The 16,042-nt window shown below is 60.1% G+C and carries 13 protein-coding genes; 12 read left to right on the top strand and 1 reads right to left on the bottom strand.

The window, feature by feature from the left end; genetic code table 11:
• Positions 1-34 precede the first annotated feature (34 nt).
• Positions 35-1,141, bottom strand: coding sequence for a polyprenyl synthetase family protein (locus tag ACLQ8T_RS10630; RefSeq protein WP_204722465.1), 1,107 nt, complete (start codon positions 1,139-1,141; stop codon positions 35-37).
• Between the two features lie 161 nt (positions 1,142-1,302).
• Here ACLQ8T_RS10630 and dinB point away from each other — a divergent pair, with 161 nt between their 5' ends.
• The 12 genes from dinB to murG all read left to right on the top strand — a co-directional run bounded on the left by dinB (position 1,303) and on the right by murG (position 16,040).
• On the top strand, positions 1,303-2,469 hold the full coding sequence (gene dinB / locus ACLQ8T_RS10625) for a DNA polymerase IV (RefSeq protein WP_204722464.1): 1,167 nt from the start codon (positions 1,303-1,305) through the stop codon (positions 2,467-2,469).
• Positions 2,470-2,612: 143 nt separating this feature from the next.
• Positions 2,613-3,035, top strand: coding sequence for a DUF3040 domain-containing protein (locus tag ACLQ8T_RS10620; protein ID WP_338085783.1), 423 nt, complete (start codon positions 2,613-2,615; stop codon positions 3,033-3,035).
• A gap of 530 nt (positions 3,036-3,565) precedes the next feature.
• A complete protein-coding gene (mraZ, locus tag ACLQ8T_RS10615) occupies positions 3,566-3,979 on the top strand; it encodes a division/cell wall cluster transcriptional repressor MraZ (protein WP_038990697.1) in 414 nt (137 codons plus the stop codon).
• 170 nt (positions 3,980-4,149) lie between these two features.
• Positions 4,150-5,142: a 16S rRNA (cytosine(1402)-N(4))-methyltransferase RsmH gene (gene rsmH / locus ACLQ8T_RS10610; protein WP_204722463.1), complete on the top strand. Its 993-nt coding sequence runs from the start codon at positions 4,150-4,152 to the stop codon at positions 5,140-5,142.
• A 1-nt stretch (position 5,143) separates the two neighbouring features.
• The gene (locus ACLQ8T_RS10605; RefSeq protein WP_413454616.1) at positions 5,144-5,914 is read left to right on the top strand and encodes a hypothetical protein; all 771 of its coding nucleotides are present in this window, start codon (positions 5,144-5,146) and stop codon (positions 5,912-5,914) included.
• A gap of 74 nt (positions 5,915-5,988) precedes the next feature.
• Entirely contained in the window at positions 5,989-7,803 is a 1,815-nt protein-coding gene (locus ACLQ8T_RS10600) for a peptidoglycan D,D-transpeptidase FtsI family protein (RefSeq protein ID WP_413454615.1), read from the top strand.
• Positions 7,797-9,389, top strand: coding sequence for a UDP-N-acetylmuramoyl-L-alanyl-D-glutamate--2,6-diaminopimelate ligase (locus ACLQ8T_RS10595; protein ID WP_204722460.1), 1,593 nt, complete (start codon positions 7,797-7,799; stop codon positions 9,387-9,389). The genes ACLQ8T_RS10600 and ACLQ8T_RS10595 overlap by 7 nt, the downstream gene beginning before the upstream one ends.
• Before the next feature lie 50 nt (positions 9,390-9,439).
• Positions 9,440-10,897: a UDP-N-acetylmuramoyl-tripeptide--D-alanyl-D-alanine ligase gene (locus tag ACLQ8T_RS10590; RefSeq protein ID WP_204722459.1), complete on the top strand. Its 1,458-nt coding sequence runs from the start codon at positions 9,440-9,442 to the stop codon at positions 10,895-10,897.
• Positions 10,894-11,997 carry a phospho-N-acetylmuramoyl-pentapeptide-transferase gene (gene mraY, locus ACLQ8T_RS10585; protein WP_204722458.1) on the top strand — a complete coding sequence of 368 codons (1,104 nt, stop codon included), beginning with the start codon at positions 10,894-10,896 and terminating at the stop codon, positions 11,995-11,997. Before ACLQ8T_RS10590 ends, mraY begins: the two co-directional genes overlap by 4 nt.
• On the top strand, positions 11,979-13,523 hold the full coding sequence (murD, locus tag ACLQ8T_RS10580; protein WP_204722457.1) for a UDP-N-acetylmuramoyl-L-alanine--D-glutamate ligase: 1,545 nt from the start codon (positions 11,979-11,981) through the stop codon (positions 13,521-13,523). The genes mraY and murD overlap by 19 nt, the downstream gene beginning before the upstream one ends.
• A 43-nt stretch (positions 13,524-13,566) precedes the next feature.
• On the top strand, positions 13,567-14,820 hold the full coding sequence (gene ftsW / locus ACLQ8T_RS10575) for a putative lipid II flippase FtsW (RefSeq protein WP_204722456.1): 1,254 nt from the start codon (positions 13,567-13,569) through the stop codon (positions 14,818-14,820).
• A gap of 98 nt (positions 14,821-14,918) precedes the next feature.
• On the top strand, positions 14,919-16,040 hold the full coding sequence (gene murG, locus ACLQ8T_RS10570; RefSeq protein WP_204722455.1) for an undecaprenyldiphospho-muramoylpentapeptide beta-N-acetylglucosaminyltransferase: 1,122 nt from the start codon (positions 14,919-14,921) through the stop codon (positions 16,038-16,040).
• The last annotated feature ends 2 nt before the right edge of the window (positions 16,041-16,042 follow it).

Here is a 16,042-nt window from a genome sequence, read left to right as displayed (position 1 = left end):
TTGAGACCTTTTGTTTAGTTTTAGTAACGTTTCGCTATTTACTTCTCTTTGTCACGGCGTCGCTAAGCTGTTGCATTCCCGCCAGGGCCAAGGGGGAGACCTGCAATGCTTCGAGCGCGAGATCTGATTGGGTAGTCAATTCGCTAATGCTCTGCTCCGTTGCCGCCAAAGCGCCGCTATCACGCAGAATATTGCTGAGCCGTGCAACTTCCTCTTGAGAGAGATCCGCTGCGCCGAGACGCCCCTGAATGAAGTCCTGATCGCCAGGAGTTGAAAGCAGCAGTGCATGGGCAATCAACTCAGTCCGCTTGCCTTCCAGCAGATCGCCGCCGGTCGGTTTGCCGGTGATTTCTGGATCGCCAAACACGCCCAGGACATCGTCACGCAGCTGAAACGCCTCGCCCAGTGGAAGCGCGAATTCAGAGTAGTGATTCAAAAGCACTTCACTGGCCCCTGCCAACGCGCCGCCAAGCAAGAACGGGTTTTCGGTGGAGTATTTCGCTGACTTGAAGCGCACGATGGTGCGAGCGCGTTTGACCGCTTCCTTCGGATCGTAGGCAGGACCTGCAGACTCTTCGAGAACATCGAGATATTGACCGGCCATAACTTGGGTGCGCATTTGATTGAAGATGGTTCGCGCCCGAGGGGTGAGGGACGTAATGCCCGAGAAAACTTCCTCGCTTAGTGACAGGCATAGGTCACCGGCAAGGATTGCGCTGGCCGTGCCGTAGCTCGAAGCGCTCCCCGATAGTCCAAGCTGCAGGTGCTGGGCCTCGAATCGCTTATGGACGCTCGGCTGGCCGCGTCGGGTATCCGAGTTGTCAATGATGTCATCGTGGATAAGCGCTGCACCCTGGAAGAGCTCCAAAGCGGCCCCGAGGCGAACAATGTCGCGATCTTCAGGTTGTCCGCCGGCGCCAAGGTAGCCCCAGAAAGCGAACAGCGCACGGAGACGCTTGCCGCCACGGGTCAGCGAGGTGATTGCATTGACGATTTCGATGGCGCTGCTGGTGATTTGACCAACTTCATCGCTTTTCGCAGCCAGAAACTCCTCCAGTAGTTGAGCAACATCAGAGGTGTAGCTGCGGCTCAAGCCCTGGGCTTCACTGCTGAGGGCCGGCACGGAATCAGGCATCGACATGCAAAATCATTTCTACGGGTAAGCAACTGGTGGTTAGCAACAACTCTACCGGTGATTCACGTCTGGCAAAGAAGGCACTGCTGGATTCAGCTCGTGGGCTAAACTCGAATATACATTCGAGTACGCTGACGGTGTGGCCAGAAGAAAGGGAGAGGGTTGGAATGACGGAGCGAGCGATCCTGCATGTCGATATGGATGCCTTTTTCGTTTCCGTGGAACTGCGTGACCGCCCTGACCTGGTGGGCAAGCCAGTCATTGTGGGGCATCCTTCAGGACGCAGTGTCGTGCTCTCTGCCTCTTATGACTGCCGCGCCCGCGGGATCCATTCGGCGATGCCGATGAGCCAGGCGATCCCGCTGATGCCGGAAGCTACTGTGATCGAGCCAAGCCATCGCAAGTACTCGGAAGCCTCAGCGCAGATCATGGCCTACTTCCACACGTTGACTCCCCTCGTTGAGCAAGTCAGTGTTGACGAAGCATTCCTGGACGTTACGGGAAGCATGCGCATGCTTGGCGGTCCGGTGCAAATTGCCCAGAAAATCCGCGAATACATACGCGCGGAAATGGGCCTGACAGCAAGCGTGGGCATCGCAAGGAACAAATTCGTTGCGAAACTGGCCTCGACCTACGCCAAGCCAGACGGATTGGCTGTAATTGCCCCCGAGAGAACCGAAGAATTCCTGCACGAATTGCCGGTGTCAAAAATGTGGGGCGTGGGAAAACGTACCGCCGACCAGCTCCATGCCTTGGGAATTGAGACCGTTGGGCAGCTTGCTACCGAGCCGGAAGCGCGATTGATCAGCCGGCTGGGGGAGCATGGCCGGGCCCTGCGCCTACTCTCGCGGGGGATAGACAACCGTCCGGTGGAAGTTAGCAGGGATGAAAAAAGCATCTCCTCTGAACACACGTTCGCGGTTGACATCACGGAGTCGCAGGTGCTTGAGGGTGAGCTATTGCGGCTAAGCCATAGGGTCGGTCAGCGGCTGCGGCAGCACGGCAAATCAGCCAACGGTGTTGGGATCAAGATCAAGTACAAGGACTTCTCTGGAATTACGCGTTCGAAGGCTCTTGCTGCCGCTACAGATTCATCTACGAAAATTAGCGAGTCCGCGCTGGCACTGTTGCGGAAATTGACTCCCTTGGCCCAACCAGTCCGGTTGATCGGAGTGAGAGCTGAAAGATTGCAAGATTATGAGTTGGGTCTGCAATTCAGCTTGGACCCGCGTGAAGAGAAAGCGCGAGAAGCAGAACGGATCGCTGACCAGATCGGACAGAAATTTCCGCAGTCCATTGTGACCCCGGCTCGTTTTCTGCGACCCAAGGAATAAACGCATTCTGTGTAGATCGTATGGATATCTGGACAGTGGTGAAGAACAACTAGCAGGGCGAGTGCAAAAGAGTCTATCCTTGAAGTAAGTTCAATCGAATCCGGGGAACTTTTCCCATTGGCGCGACGTTGAACTTGGAGACGGTGGACGACCGTCAGGTTTGCCTTTTTAAGGAGAAGACGATGCCGCTATCGGAGCACGAGCAGCGTTTGTTGGAGCAGTTGGAAAAGCAGCTGCATGAAGACCGTCGCTTCGCTTCCAGCATGAAGGGCCCATCGGGCACAGGGCGCCTGTCGACCCGCAATATTGTTTTGGGCATCTTGCTGGTAATCGCCGGCCTTGCGGGGCTCATTTTTGGAATATCCCAGCACATCATCATCGTTGGCGTCCTCGGATTCGCCGTGATGTTCGGAGGTGTACTGCTCGCCTTGACAAAAACGGCTACCGGAAAAATCGGTCCTTCCAAGGGAGCGGGCGCAAAATCGGCCAGCAAGAATAATTCGCAGTTCCTTTCCGGCCTGGAGGAAAAATGGAACCAGCGGAAACGTGATCAGTCCGATAGCTGATCAGCAATAGATATTGAGGTGTGACCCTAAGGGTTGCACCTCTTTTTCGTTTAAGCTGTGCTCCTTGCGCCGCTGCAGCCCCTGTGCGCCAGATGCCGCGAGGAGAGAGATTTGGCTTAGTGCCGAGAATGGCTGCCCTGGATACTCGGCATGCCAGCGTCGGGGGAACGCACCTCTTTCTAGTGATCTTGCATTCTATGCAGATTCCAAGGTTTGGTTCCACCTGGTTGGCCGAGCCAGCCTCCACTTTCCTCCCCGGGCTCCTCCACTTTCCACCACAGCGCCTGAAATTAGCTATATTCCGGGGATTCTGTGCGTCAAATTTCTGAATGATGCTTGACCGGGCCGACTGCTGATCCAATTCCCTCCACCTGAGCATAGGCTGAGCACCCGCTAGATTCAGCTGTTTCTTAAGTCCATACCCTCGCGAAACAACTGAAATTGCATTGACAGTGGAGGGTTGTGGAGTAAAGTGGAGGCAAGTAGAGGAGAATGGGGCTTCCGGCCACTTCACGCGAAAGGTGGTGTGCATGTTCTTAGGAACCTACACACCGCGTCTCGATGAAAAAGGCCGGTTGATTCTTCCAGCTAAATATCGGGATGAGCTGTCCTACGGGCTGGTTCTCACCCGTGGCCAAGAGCGTTGCATTTACGTTTTCAGCCAGCGGGAGTTTGAGAAGCAGCACGAGCAACTGGCGCAGGCTTCCTTGACCTCTCGGCGAGCACGCGACTACGCACGTGTGTTTCTCTCAGGGGCCTCGGATGAAGTTCCAGATAAGCAGGGGCGCGTAACTATTCCGCAAGTGCTGCGCACTTACGGAGGTCTGGATCGGGAGGTCACAGTTATCGGTGCGGGTAACCGTATTGAAATCTGGGATTCAACTGCGTGGCAGCAGTACTTGGACGAACAAGAAGACGTGTTCTCCGATACCGACGAAGACTAGGCCCTCGGGCGCTAGGCCGACAAGACACACTGTTTGTTGGGATGAGATCTCCAGCCACCATGGGGTAGAAAATCGTCTGGCTTCACTTCCCCGGAGCCAGAAGATTGGATCGCCACTTGGTTGGAGGGGGATCTGATCTCAACAGCAGATCGAAAGCGAAAGGGGGCGCAGTGCCAAATCAGGATTCCCAACGACCAGCATCCGAACGCCACGTTCCAGTACTTCTGGACCGATGTGTTAATTTGCTAGCTCCAGGTATTGAGCGAGCCAATGCTGAAGGCCGTCGGGCAATTGTGGTTGACTGCACCCTCGGCATGGGCGGGCATTCCGAAGCCATTTTGCGACGGTTCGATAATTTGCACCTGATCGGTCTAGACCGCGACGAGCAGGCGCACGAACTTGCGGGTGCTCGACTCGTTCCGTTCCAAGACCGGATCGACCTCGTGCACGCCGTGTACGACGAAATTGCGGATGTCGTGGAAGACCTGGGATTCCCTGGCGTTGACGGCGTTTTGTTTGACCTCGGCGTATCCTCGCTGCAGCTCGACGAACGCGAACGCGGTTTCGCCTATTCCTATGATGCTCCGCTGGATATGCGCATGGACACGTCGGTCGGTCCAACTGCCGAGGACCTCGTCAACGACTTGGAACGCGACGAACTGCTTCGAATTATCCGGCAGTGGGGCGAAGAGAAGTTTGCCGGCCGCATCTCGACGGCAATCGTCGAGGCGCGTGCCAAGACCCGCATCACCAGCACCGCTGAACTCGTTGACGTGATCCGCAGCGTCGTGCCGGCTGCGGCCGCCCGAAACCATGGCCACCCTGCCAAGCGAACGTTCCAAGCCTTGCGTATTGCGGTGAATGAGGAACTTGACGTCCTGGAACGCGCCATCCCGGCTGCAATGGGGGCCTTGAACGTAGGCGGACGCGTTGTCGTCATGAGTTATCACTCTTTGGAAGACAAGATCACCAAACGGCACTTCGTCCAAGGATCAACCTCGTCGGCTCCTCCGGGGTTCCCGGTGGAACTGGATGAACACAAAGCTGAATACAAGGTGCTCACCAAGGGCACCGAGAAGCCAAGCGATCACGAAATAGCAGAAAATTCACGTGCAGCCTCAGCCCGCCTGCGTGCTGTGGAACGAGTGTTGAAGAGGAGCTAGCATGAGCCAACGAGCCCAGCGCCGCGTGCAGAAGACCGCAGCCGTGAACAGCCAGCCGGTTGTCGACGGTAACACTGCGCGTGCAATGCGACCCGAGCCCGTCCCAGCTAGCAACCTGCCTAAAGGGGATTCGCGCCAGCGCGTAACGCTTTCGCTGGTTCCCAAAATGAACGAGACCAACAAGCGCTCCATGTTCACCATGTCTGCGGTGCTGATCTTCTTGGCCTTCAGCGTGATCGTCACGCTGGTGCTGCTCAATACTTCGGTAGCTCAGCGGCAGTACGACATTGTGAACTTGCGATCGCAGGAACGCGCACTCTCCCAAGAGAATCAGGCCCTGTTGAAGGAAGCCCAGTCCTTGGCAGCCCCGCAGGCGCTGGCCGCAAAGGCAAAGGACCTCGGCTTGGTTTCGCCAGGCGCTCCAGGGTTGATCAGCCTCTCTGAGGGCAAGGTTACCCAGGAGGCTGAGAAGGCCGTCAAGGCCAAGAACAGCAAGCAGGAATATGGAACTATTCCGCTGCCAGGCGACAGCATCCGCAAGGGCGAAAGCAAAACCGAAGCCAACGCATCAAACACGCCGAAGACCTCTGTGGGTAAAGCCTCAGCAGATTCACAGAAGGAATCAGGAGCCACTGATGGTTCCAAGGAACCTGAGGTGAAGGCCGAGAAAACCGAACGTGAAATCGACAAGGACGGCCGCCCAGTGTTCAAGGACACTGAGCTAAATGGGGGCACGATCCCTGCACCAAGCATCAAATCCCCAGCAGAGTAGCCAGCTCTTTCTAAGCTAGATACAGGTGGCTGCCGCTGCTGGAAAACCGCGCTGAGGGAAAGTTAGGTTCTTTTGTGAGCTCGACCGCAATCGATACTGCAAAAAAGCGAATGCGCTTAGTGCTGATCCTCTCCGTGGTTTTGCTGCTGGTGATCCTCGGGCGGCTTGTCTGGGTCCAGGGCATCAACTCGGCAACCATTGCCAACGCCGCGCAAGAGAATCGCGAACGCGTAGAAAACATTGCGCCCAATCGCGGATCCATTGAAGACCGCAATGGCACGACGCTAGCTGTCTCCGTGGACCGCTACGATCTGGTCATCGACCAGCGCAAGCAGGGCGAGACCATTCGCCGCGCCAAGCGGGACGGCACCAACGGCCAGGAACGCATTACGTGGGACCAGGCCATTGATGAACTAGCCGAAACCCTGGACCAGGACCGCGAGGAACTGGCCAAGAAGGTGCGTCCGCAGGGGGACGCCGAGCCGAAGGGCTACGTCGTGCTGGCCAAGAGCGTGACCCCGGAAGTGCGCAACGAAGTCCTTGAAATTGGCATTCCCCGACTTGCCTCTTTGCTGCGCAGCGAACGCCAATACCCGCAAGGGGTGATCGCCGGGCCATTGCTGGGCTTCGTGCGCAATTCCGAAGACCAGACATCCGTGGTCGGTGCCGAAGGCCTGGAATTGAGTCAGGAAGAATACCTCGCCGGCAAGGCAGGCAGCCGCAAATACGAGATCAGCGCCGATGGCGTGCGCATTCCTGTCACCGAGGTGGAAGAAACACCGGCCGTCGATGGGCAGGATGTCATCCTCACCATCGACTCGGACATCAACTACGTTGCCCAGCGCGCAGCGGAAAAGAAGCAGGCCGAATTCAATGCCGAATGGGTTTCCGTGGTGGTCATGGAAGTCGACACCGGCAAGATCCTAGCCATCGGCGACTCCGCGGAATTGGATCCGAATGATCCAGTCGCCACCAAGCCCGAATTCCGCCGGTCCACCTCCATAACCCGTGCCTTCGAACCGGGTTCCACCGGCAAGGCCCCGATCTTCGCTGCCGCTATTGACCAGGGCGGCGTGGATCCGCTGACCGAGATGCGCGTGCCGAATAAGAAGACGTTCACCAAGGAAACCATCAACGACTCCTTGGAACACCCGACGTACGACATGACCGTTTCGGGCATCTTTGCCCGCTCCTACAACACCGGTACCGTGATGGTCGGCAACACGATGAGCAAGCAGACCCGCTACGACTACATGCGTGCTTTCGGATTGGGTTCGCCCATCCGCGTAGGGCTCAACGGCGCCAGCGCCGGCCAGCTCGCCCATCCCGAGAACTGGGACCGGCGCCAGCAGTACACCACCATGTTCGGCCAGGGCTATTCGCAGACCGTGCTGCACACCGCCTCGATATTCCAGACCTTGGCCAACGAAGGCGTTCGGCTTTCACCTAGCCTGATCGAGGGCTACCGGAACGAAGATGGTTCGATCACCAAGATTCCGGCGCCTGAAGAGAAGCGCGTGGTCAAGAAGAGCACCGCTGAGGAAATGCTCAAGCTCATGGAATCGGTCGTGGACCACGGTACCGGTTACAAGGAGCGCATTCCCGGGTACCGAGTGGGCGGCAAGACCGGTACCGGCCAGGCGGCAAGCGCCAAGGGCTATGACGGATATACTTATTCCTTTGCGGGCGTTGCCCCATTGGAGGATCCGCAGTTCGTGGTCGTGGCAACAATGTACCGGCCAAAGGGCAACTGGAAAGACTTCTCGGTAGCGGACACGTTTACCGATGTCATGAGCCATACTCTCAATACATTCAATGTGCCACCGAGCACGACTAAATCAGAGGCGTACGACGTCTTTGTAGGTGAGGATCAGAAGAAATCTTGGTAGTCCAGAACCCCGACACTCCGCGTGAGCTAGAACGGTACCTGCGCCCGGACAGCACCGCCGGCATTGGCTTCGACCAGCTCTGCGGAACAGCAGGTGCGGTGCGAACTGGAGCATTGCTCAATGCCGCTCCGCAAATCCTCGGAGTCAGCCTCAACCCGCAGATCGTCCAGCAAGGAGACGTCTTCCTGGGCATCTCCGGCGCCAAGCGCCACGGAGCCGAATTCGTGGACACCGCAATCGGCAACGGCGCAGTGGCGATGATCACCGATACCGCCGGACTCGAATTCCTCGGCGACGATCTCGCCATCCCGGTGGCAGTCGTGGCCGACGTCCGCAAATCCGCCGCAGTGATCGCGCAAGCCGTCTACGGAACGGACCAGCGCTGCCCGAAGCTGTTCGCCGTGACCGGCACCAACGGCAAGACGACCACCACCTTCATGATCCGCGCAATCCTGGATGCCCTGGGCGAAGAAACCGGCTTGATCGGCACCATCGAGATGTCCGCGCGCGGGCAGATCATCCCCAGCGTGCTGACCACCCCGGAATCCACCCAGCTGCATGGGGTGCTCTCGCGCATGGCCCAGCAGGAAGTGGCTTCGGTGGCCATGGAGGTCTCCAGCCACTCGTTGAGCTATGGACGGGTCGATGCGCTGCGCTTCGCCGTGTCCGGATACACCAACTTGACGCAGGATCACTTGGACCTGCACGGCACGATGGACGAGTACTTCGAAACCAAGGCCGAACTGTTCACCGCCGAACGCTCCGATCGCGCCGTGGTCATGGTGGATGACGAATACGGCCAGCGTCTGGCCGATCGCGCCCTGGTGCCCACCGAAACACTGAGCCTTGATGGCGATCATGCCACGGCCCACTGGCGGGTCACCGAGCTGGAGCACTGCGGCCTGGGCCACAGCTTCACCCTGGTCCACCGCGACGGGCGCCAGCTGCGGACCCGTACGCTGCTGCCAGGCATGTTCAACGTCGCCAACGGCGCCCTAGCGGCCCTGATGGTGCTCGCTGGCGGCGCAGACCTCGACGCCTTGCAGCGTGCCCTGGATTCCAAGGACCCGCTATCGGTCGCCGTTCCCGGACGCATGCAGGTCGTAGGCGAGTCACCGGTGGCCGTTGTCGACTTTGCCCACAATTCAGATGCCCTGGCCAAGGCCTTGGATTCCATCCGCCCGGGGGAGCAGGGCCGTCGCATCGTTGTCTTCGGCGCCACCGGAGAACGCGATAAGACCAAGCGCCCGGATATGGGAGCGGTAGCGGCCCGTCATGCGGACATCGTGATTGTCACCGACGACGATCCCCATGGCGAAGACCCGGCGCCGATCCGCGACCAGGTTGCCTCCGGCGCACAGCAAGTGCTCGATTCCGAACGTCCGCAGGTGCAGGTGTTCAACATCGCGCCACGCGCCAAAGCCGTAGAGTTCGCTGTGAGTTTGGCCGGTGCCAACGATGCGATCCTGGTGGCCGGGCGCGGACATGAAGTCAGCCAAGACGTCGCGGGAATCGACGTGGAACTGGATGACCGGGTGGAACTGGCGAACGCGCTGAATCTTCATGGATTTGTGACCAAATCCTAGAACGTACAAGACCACTATCGCCACCGCTCAAGTGTAAAGTCCTTATTGCCATGATTGAACTGTCTCTGACCGACCTGCTGGACATCACCGGAGGAAAAGCGACTGCCACAGCCGCCCCCGACACGGTGATCACTTCCGTGACCACTGACTCACGCGAAGTCGTCCCGGGTGCCTTATTTGTTGCCAAGCCCGGAGAATTCTCCGACGGGCACGCCTTTATCGACCGTGCACGCGCCGCCGGCGCCGTGCTGGCCCTAGCCGAACGCGTGACCTATGACGAAGACCGCAGGGAGCACCCGGCGGTCATCGTTCACGATGCGGTGGAAGCGATGGGCAAAATCGCCGCCCGCATCGTTGCGCATCTCAAGGAAAAGAACGACGCCAAGGTCGTGGGAATCACCGGCTCGGCCGGCAAGACCACCACCAAGGACCTGCTCGCAGGCATCTTGTCGCAGGTGGCGCCGACCGTGTCGCCCATCGGCTCCTACAACGGCGAAGTCGGCGTACCGCTGACGGTCTTCAACGCCACCGAAGAGACCAAGTATTTGGTAATCGAGATGGGTGCTACCGGCATCGGCCACCTGACCTACCTCACCGATATGGTGCATCCCCAGGTCGGCGTCGTATTGTGCGTCGGCACCGCGCACGCCGGCGAATTCGGCGGGGTGGAGAACATCGAGAAGGCCAAGGGCGAGCTGGTAGAGGCACTGGACGCCGATGGCATCGCCATACTGAACGCCGAAGACCCTCGCGTGGCCCGCATGGATTCGCGTTCCGGGGGAGCAGTGCGCTTCTTCGGCACCGGAAACAGCAAGCCGGAGAACGCTGGAGTCTGGGCCACCGACGTTGCCGTGAACAAGCACGGGCAGCCAGAGCTCACCCTCCAGTTCCCCGGCGGCTTCAGCAAGCGGATCACCTCGGGCCTTCTGGGCCGCCATCACGTCACCAACATCCTCGCCGCGGCGAACGCAGCACTGGCGCTGGATATTGCCCCGGAGCTGATCGCCGCCGCCCTTGAAGGCCGAGCCGCTGGCAGCCGCTGGCGGATGGAACGCATCGAGCGTCCTGACGGTGTGAGCATCATCAATGACGCCTACAACGCGAACCCTGAATCAATGCGTGCCGCGCTGGTGACCCTGGCCGAATTGGGCCTGGGCGCCGACGGCGCACCAGGCCGGCGCACCTGGGCGGTGCTGGGCGAAATGCTGGAACTGGGTGATGACAGCATCCACCAGCACGACCTGCTGGGCCGCATGGCAGTTCGCATGAACATCAAGAAACTTGTAGTGGTAGGCCGCGGGGCCAAGCCCGCCTACAACTCTGCTGTGCTCGAAGGCAGCTGGGGCGACGAGGCCTTCTACGTGGAAGACGTGGATGAAGCCCGCGCACTGCTGCAGGAACAGCTGCAGCCGGGTGATATCGCGCTGTTCAAATCGTCCAATGGGGCAGGCCTGCGTTTCCTCGGCGACGAGATCGCAGCATTCGCGAAGGAAGGCGATAACGCATGATCGCATTGATCCTGGGGGCAGGCATTGCCCTCGTGCTGACCATGGTGGTCATGCCGCTGTACATCCGCCTGCTCACCAAGAAGCAGTACGGCCAGGTCGTCCGCGATGACGGGCCGAACTCGCACTCCATCAAGTCCGGCACCCCCACCATGGGCGGGGTGGTCTTCGTGCTGGCCGTGTTCGTGGCGTACTTCGCCACCCATGGCATCCTTTCGCTGATGGGGCGCACATCGTCGGGAGTCACCGCCAGCGGCCTGCTGGTGCTGATGCTCTTCGGCGGCATGGGCCTGGTCGGCTTCCTCGATGACTTCATCAAGATCTTCAAGAAGCGGTCATTGGGCCTGCGCGCCTGGCAGAAGATCGTCCTGCAGGCTTTCTTCGGCATCAGCTTCGCAGTGCTGGCCTTGCAGTTCCCGAACGAGCAGGGCCTGACCCCCGGCTCCACCGCTATTTCCTTCCTGCGCGACACAAACATCGACCTGGCATTTGCCGGGCCGCTGCTGGGCATGGTGCTGTTCGTGCTCTGGGCGAACTTCATTGTTACCGGTGCCACCAATGGCGTGAACCTCACCGACGGCCTGGACGGGCTGGCTACCGGTGCCTCGATCATGGTCTTCGGCGCGTACACACTGATGGGCATCTGGCAGCAGAATCAGGCCTGCAGCAACATCGACTCGCTGAATGTCTGCTACTCGGTGCGCGACCCGCAGGACCTCGCGCTGCTGGGAGCCACGCTCTCCGGTGCGCTGATCGCCTTCCTCTGGTTCAATGCCAAGCCGGCAAAGATCTTCATGGGCGACACCGGCTCGCTGGCCATTGGCGGTGCCGTGGCAGCCTTCGCGATCCTCTCGCGCACCCAGCTGCTGCTCGTAGTCATCGCCGGCCTGTTCGTGATCATCTCACTGTCGGTCATCATCCAGGTGGGCTACTTCAAGATCTCGGGCGGCAAGCGCGTGTTCAAGATGGCACCGCTGCAGCACCACTTCGAGCTCTCGGGCTGGTCCGAGGAAAACGTCGTTATCCGATTCTGGATCCTTGCCGGCCTGTTCGTGGCCGCGGGCCTGGGTCTCTTCTACTCTGAATGGGTTGTCGCACTGTGAGCGCAAACGCTGGCAAATCACTAGACTCGCTGAACAGCTGGGATGCTGATTGGAAAGGCCTGCGAGTTGTCGTCGCAGGATTGGGGCTCTCCGGATTCTCGGCAGCCGACACCCTCATCGAACTCGGCGCCATCGTCACCGTGATCGATGGCCGCGATGACCAGATGAACCAGCAGCGCGCCGAGACCCTGAAGATCGTCGGCGCCCACGAGGTGCTGCTCGGCACCGCCAACGTCCAGTGCCTGCCGCTGGTCGATGGCCAGCAGGCCCAGCTGGTGATGGTTTCCCCTGGCTGGAACCCCCGCAACCCGGTCATCGCGGAAGCAGAGTCCAAAGGCATCGAGATCTGGAGCGATATCGAATTGGCATGGCGCGTGCAGAACCGTGCCGGCCACACAGCGCCACAGTGGCTGGCCATCACCGGCACTAACGGCAAGACCACCACCGTGGGCATGACCGAAGCGATCCTGCGTGCCGAGGGGCTGAAAGCCGTCGCCGTCGGCAATGTCGGCACCCCGATCCTCGATGCGGTGCGCGAACCGGTGGACTACGACGTGTTCGCCGTCGAGCTCTCCAGTTTCCAGCTGCACTACACGCACAGCATCTCGCCGGTCGCCTCGGTGGTCCTGAATTTGGCCGAAGACCACGTGGACTGGCATGGCGGTTTCGAGAACTACAAGGCCGCCAAGGCGAAGATCTACGAACGCACCCAGGTGGCGGCGATCTTCAACGCGGCTGACGAGGTCACCATCACCATGGTGGAAAATGCTGACGTCATCGAAGGCTGCCGTGCGATCGGCTTCACGACAGATACCCCCGCGGTGTCGATGGTGGGCGTTGTCGAGGGTCTGCTGGTGGACCGCGCCTTCATCGAAGAGCGCAAGACCAGTGCGGTGGAACTCATCGCGCTGAAGGAGATCGGCGAGATTGTCCCGCGCCATACCGCCGCCAACGCGGCCGCCGCCGCGGCGCTGACCCGCGCCTGCGGAGTGAGCCCGGAAGCCGTCGCGGCGGGCTTGAAGAACTTCGACTCCGGATACCACCGGATCCAGGCCGTGGCCCGCAAGGACGACATCCTGTGGATCAACGACTCCAAGGCCACCAACCCGCACGCGGCCGACGCTTCGCTGGCGGCCTTCACCCGCGTGGTGTGGATCGCCGGCGGCGTGTCCAAGGGCGTGGAATACGGGGAGCTGATCGCCAAGCATGCGCAGCGCCTGTCCAAGGTGCTGCTCATCGGCACCGACACCGCGGGCCTGCGCGAAGCGCTGGCCACCCACGCACCAGAGGTCGAAGTCATCGATATCACCGGCGGGGCGCAGGGCAACGACGGTTCAGCCCCCAGCGGCGCGCAGGTCATGACCCGTGCGGTGTCCAAGGCCGCCGAAGTTGCCGAGGCAGGGGACACGGTGCTCATGGCACCGGCCGCGGCCTCGATGGACCAATTCAGCTCCTACGCCCAGCGTGGCAACGCATTTATCGCTGCCGTCAGTGATCTGATGGATAAAGCTGGCGAAGAGAAGTAGTCGAGAGCTGACCGAACAAACGAAACCAAGGCAGGAGGCACCGATGGCGATGAAATCCAACAAGAAGCCAGCGGGATCCAAAGCCAAGATTCCTTGGTACGCGCGAATCGGCAAAATGCTCAGCACCGTCGAGAACTCCAGCGGACGCATGGCCTCCACCGACTACTGGCTGGTGCTCGTGGGCTCCATCGCGCTGGCAGTCTTCGGCGTGATCATGGTCCAGTCATCGGCATCGGTGGAAGCGATCGCCAAGGGCCGGGACGGCTTCACCGTGGCACTGGCCCAGGGCGGCTTCGCCGCGGTGGGCATTGTCTGCATGCTGATCATGCAGCGCATCAAGCCGGAAGTGCTGAAGCGGCTGGCGTGGCCCTCCGTGATGGCGGCGTTCATCCTGCTGTTCCTCGTCGCATTCACGCCACTTGGCCACACGGTACTCGGCAACCGGAACTGGATCCGCATCGGCGGCTTCGGCTTGCAGCCCAGCGAGTTCGCCAAACTTGCCTTGGCAGTTTTCGCTGCATTCATGCTGGAAAAGAAGCAGCACATGCTTCACGACATCAAGCATCTGATCGTCCCCGTCGTGGCTCCCGTCGGCATCTTCATCGTCGGCCTCGTCGTGGTCGGCAAGGATGTGGGTACCGCACTGGTCCTGTTGATGATCATTGCCGCGGCGATGTTCCTTGGCGGCATCAGGATGAAGTGGCTCGCGGCGTTCTCCGCGGTTGGCGTCGCAGGCCTCTCCGTCGCGATCCTGGCTTCGTCCAACCGCCGGCAGCGCATCCTCGCCTGGCTGGATACCGATTGCGGTCCGAGCAATGACCTTTGCTACCAGGCCAGCATGGGCCTGCATGCCTTCGCTTCTGGCGGTTGGTTCGGAGTGGGTGCCGGCCAGTCCCGCATGAAGTGGTCCTATGTCCCCGAAGCGCAGAACGACTTCATCTTCTCCATCCTGGGCGAGGAATTCGGCCTGATCGGCGTGCTCTTCGTGCTGGTCATGTTCATCCTGCTGGCCTTGGCGATGTACCGCATTGCTGCGCGCGCCAACGACATGTACACCAAGGTGCTCATGGGCTGCTTGATGTCCTGGGTCATCGGCCAGACCTTCGTCAACCTGGGTACCGTCACCGGAGTGCTTCCGGTGATCGGTGTTCCGCTGCCGTTCATTTCCTCCGGCGGCTCGGCCATGCTCGCCATCATGCTGGCCATGGGGTTTGTCCTCTCCTCGGCCAGAGCGCAGAAACTTGAATTCGAGGCAAAGCTGGCAGAGAAGCCGGCCAAGAGCAAGAAAACCAAATAGCGGGCCGCAACCGGCCGTTATCAGAAGCAGAGATCCATCGCCGGATATGCGGTGGACATTGATCCTGCCCCTTGCAGGTCGAAGGAGTACAGCAATAGATGAGCGAAGCACTTCGCCTAGTGGTCGCCGGCGGCGGAACAGCCGGGCATATCTCGCCCATGCTGGCCATCGCTGATGCCGTGAAGACCGAGCAGCCTGACGCACAGGTCACTGCCCTGGGATCTCCCGGAGGCCTGGAAACCAAGCTGGTGCCCGAAGCCGGCTACCCGTTGGAATTTGTTCCGAAGGCACCGATGCCGCGAAGCATCAACGCAGATCTGCTCAAGTTCCCATTCCGTTTCATCAAGGCGGTCACTAACGCCAAGAAGGTTCTGCGCGCCGCCAAGGCCGAAGCGATCCTGGGCGTAGGAGGATACGTCTGCACTCCGGCCTACCTGGCTGCGAAGCAGCTGAAGCTGCCGATCTTCGTGCACGAGGCGAACTCCGTTGCGGGCATGGCCAACAAGCTGGGCGCAAAGAACGCTGCATTTGTCGGAACCACGTTCGCCAACACCGGACTGCCCGGCGAGGTGCAGGTAGGCATGCCGATGCGCTCCAACGTGGCGACCATGGTCAAGGCGGAACTGCGCGAGGCAGCCCGCGAGCACTTCGGTGTCAGCGGCGAGAAGCCAGTGCTGCTGGTTACCGGCGGATCCTCCGGAGCGCAGAGCATCAACACAGCCATTGCTCAGTCCCTTGACGAACTGGACGCAGCCGGCATCCACACCATCCACATCACCGGACGCGGCAAGCAGGTTCGCGATGCCGCTGGCGAGCTGCTCGTCCATGAGGGATACACCCAGATCGAATACGTGGATCGCATGGACTACGCGTACGCAGTCGCGGATTTGATGATCTGCCGCTCTGGTGCAGGCACCGTCTGCGAATTGGCCGTCGCCGGTACCGCCTCGGTTTTGGTCCCGCTGCCCATCGGCAACGGCGAGCAGAAGCTCAACGCCCGTGAACTGGTAGCCGCCGGGGGAGCGGTCCTGGTTTCTGACGCCGAATTCACAAAGTCCTATATCACCGAAAATGTCATCAATCTGCTGACCGATCAGCATAAAATTGAAAAAATGTCTCGCGCCGCCGCCTCACTGGGGCAGCGCGACGCCGCGCAGATCATGGCGCGACGGATTATTGAAGAAGTTTCAACCCGCCGCCGTGCGGGTCAGGAAGGCTAGAA

Origin of the sequence: Glutamicibacter sp. FR1, assembly GCF_047300825.1 — a bacterium.
GTDB lineage: Bacteria > Actinomycetota > Actinomycetes > Actinomycetales > Micrococcaceae > Glutamicibacter > Glutamicibacter nicotianae.
The sequence above is the reverse complement of the archived record's forward strand: the minus strand, read 5'-3'. Positions and strand labels throughout refer to the sequence as shown.

Coding starts and splice junctions, on each gene's coding strand:
- ACLQ8T_RS10630 (WP_204722465.1), bottom strand. CDS start 1,141: ATGTCGATGCCTGATTCCGTGCCGGCCCTCAGCAGTGAAGCCCAGGGC.
- dinB (WP_204722464.1), top strand. CDS start 1,303: ATGACGGAGCGAGCGATCCTGCATGTCGATATGGATGCCTTTTTCGTT.
- mraZ (WP_038990697.1), top strand. CDS start 3,566: ATGTTCTTAGGAACCTACACACCGCGTCTCGATGAAAAAGGCCGGTTG.
- ACLQ8T_RS10605 (WP_413454616.1), top strand. CDS start 5,144: ATGAGCCAACGAGCCCAGCGCCGCGTGCAGAAGACCGCAGCCGTGAAC.
- ACLQ8T_RS10590 (WP_204722459.1), top strand. CDS start 9,440: ATGATTGAACTGTCTCTGACCGACCTGCTGGACATCACCGGAGGAAAA.
- mraY (WP_204722458.1), top strand. CDS start 10,894: ATGATCGCATTGATCCTGGGGGCAGGCATTGCCCTCGTGCTGACCATG.
- murD (WP_204722457.1), top strand. CDS start 11,979: ATGGGTTGTCGCACTGTGAGCGCAAACGCTGGCAAATCACTAGACTCG.
- ftsW (WP_204722456.1), top strand. CDS start 13,567: ATGGCGATGAAATCCAACAAGAAGCCAGCGGGATCCAAAGCCAAGATT.
- murG (WP_204722455.1), top strand. CDS start 14,919: ATGAGCGAAGCACTTCGCCTAGTGGTCGCCGGCGGCGGAACAGCCGGG.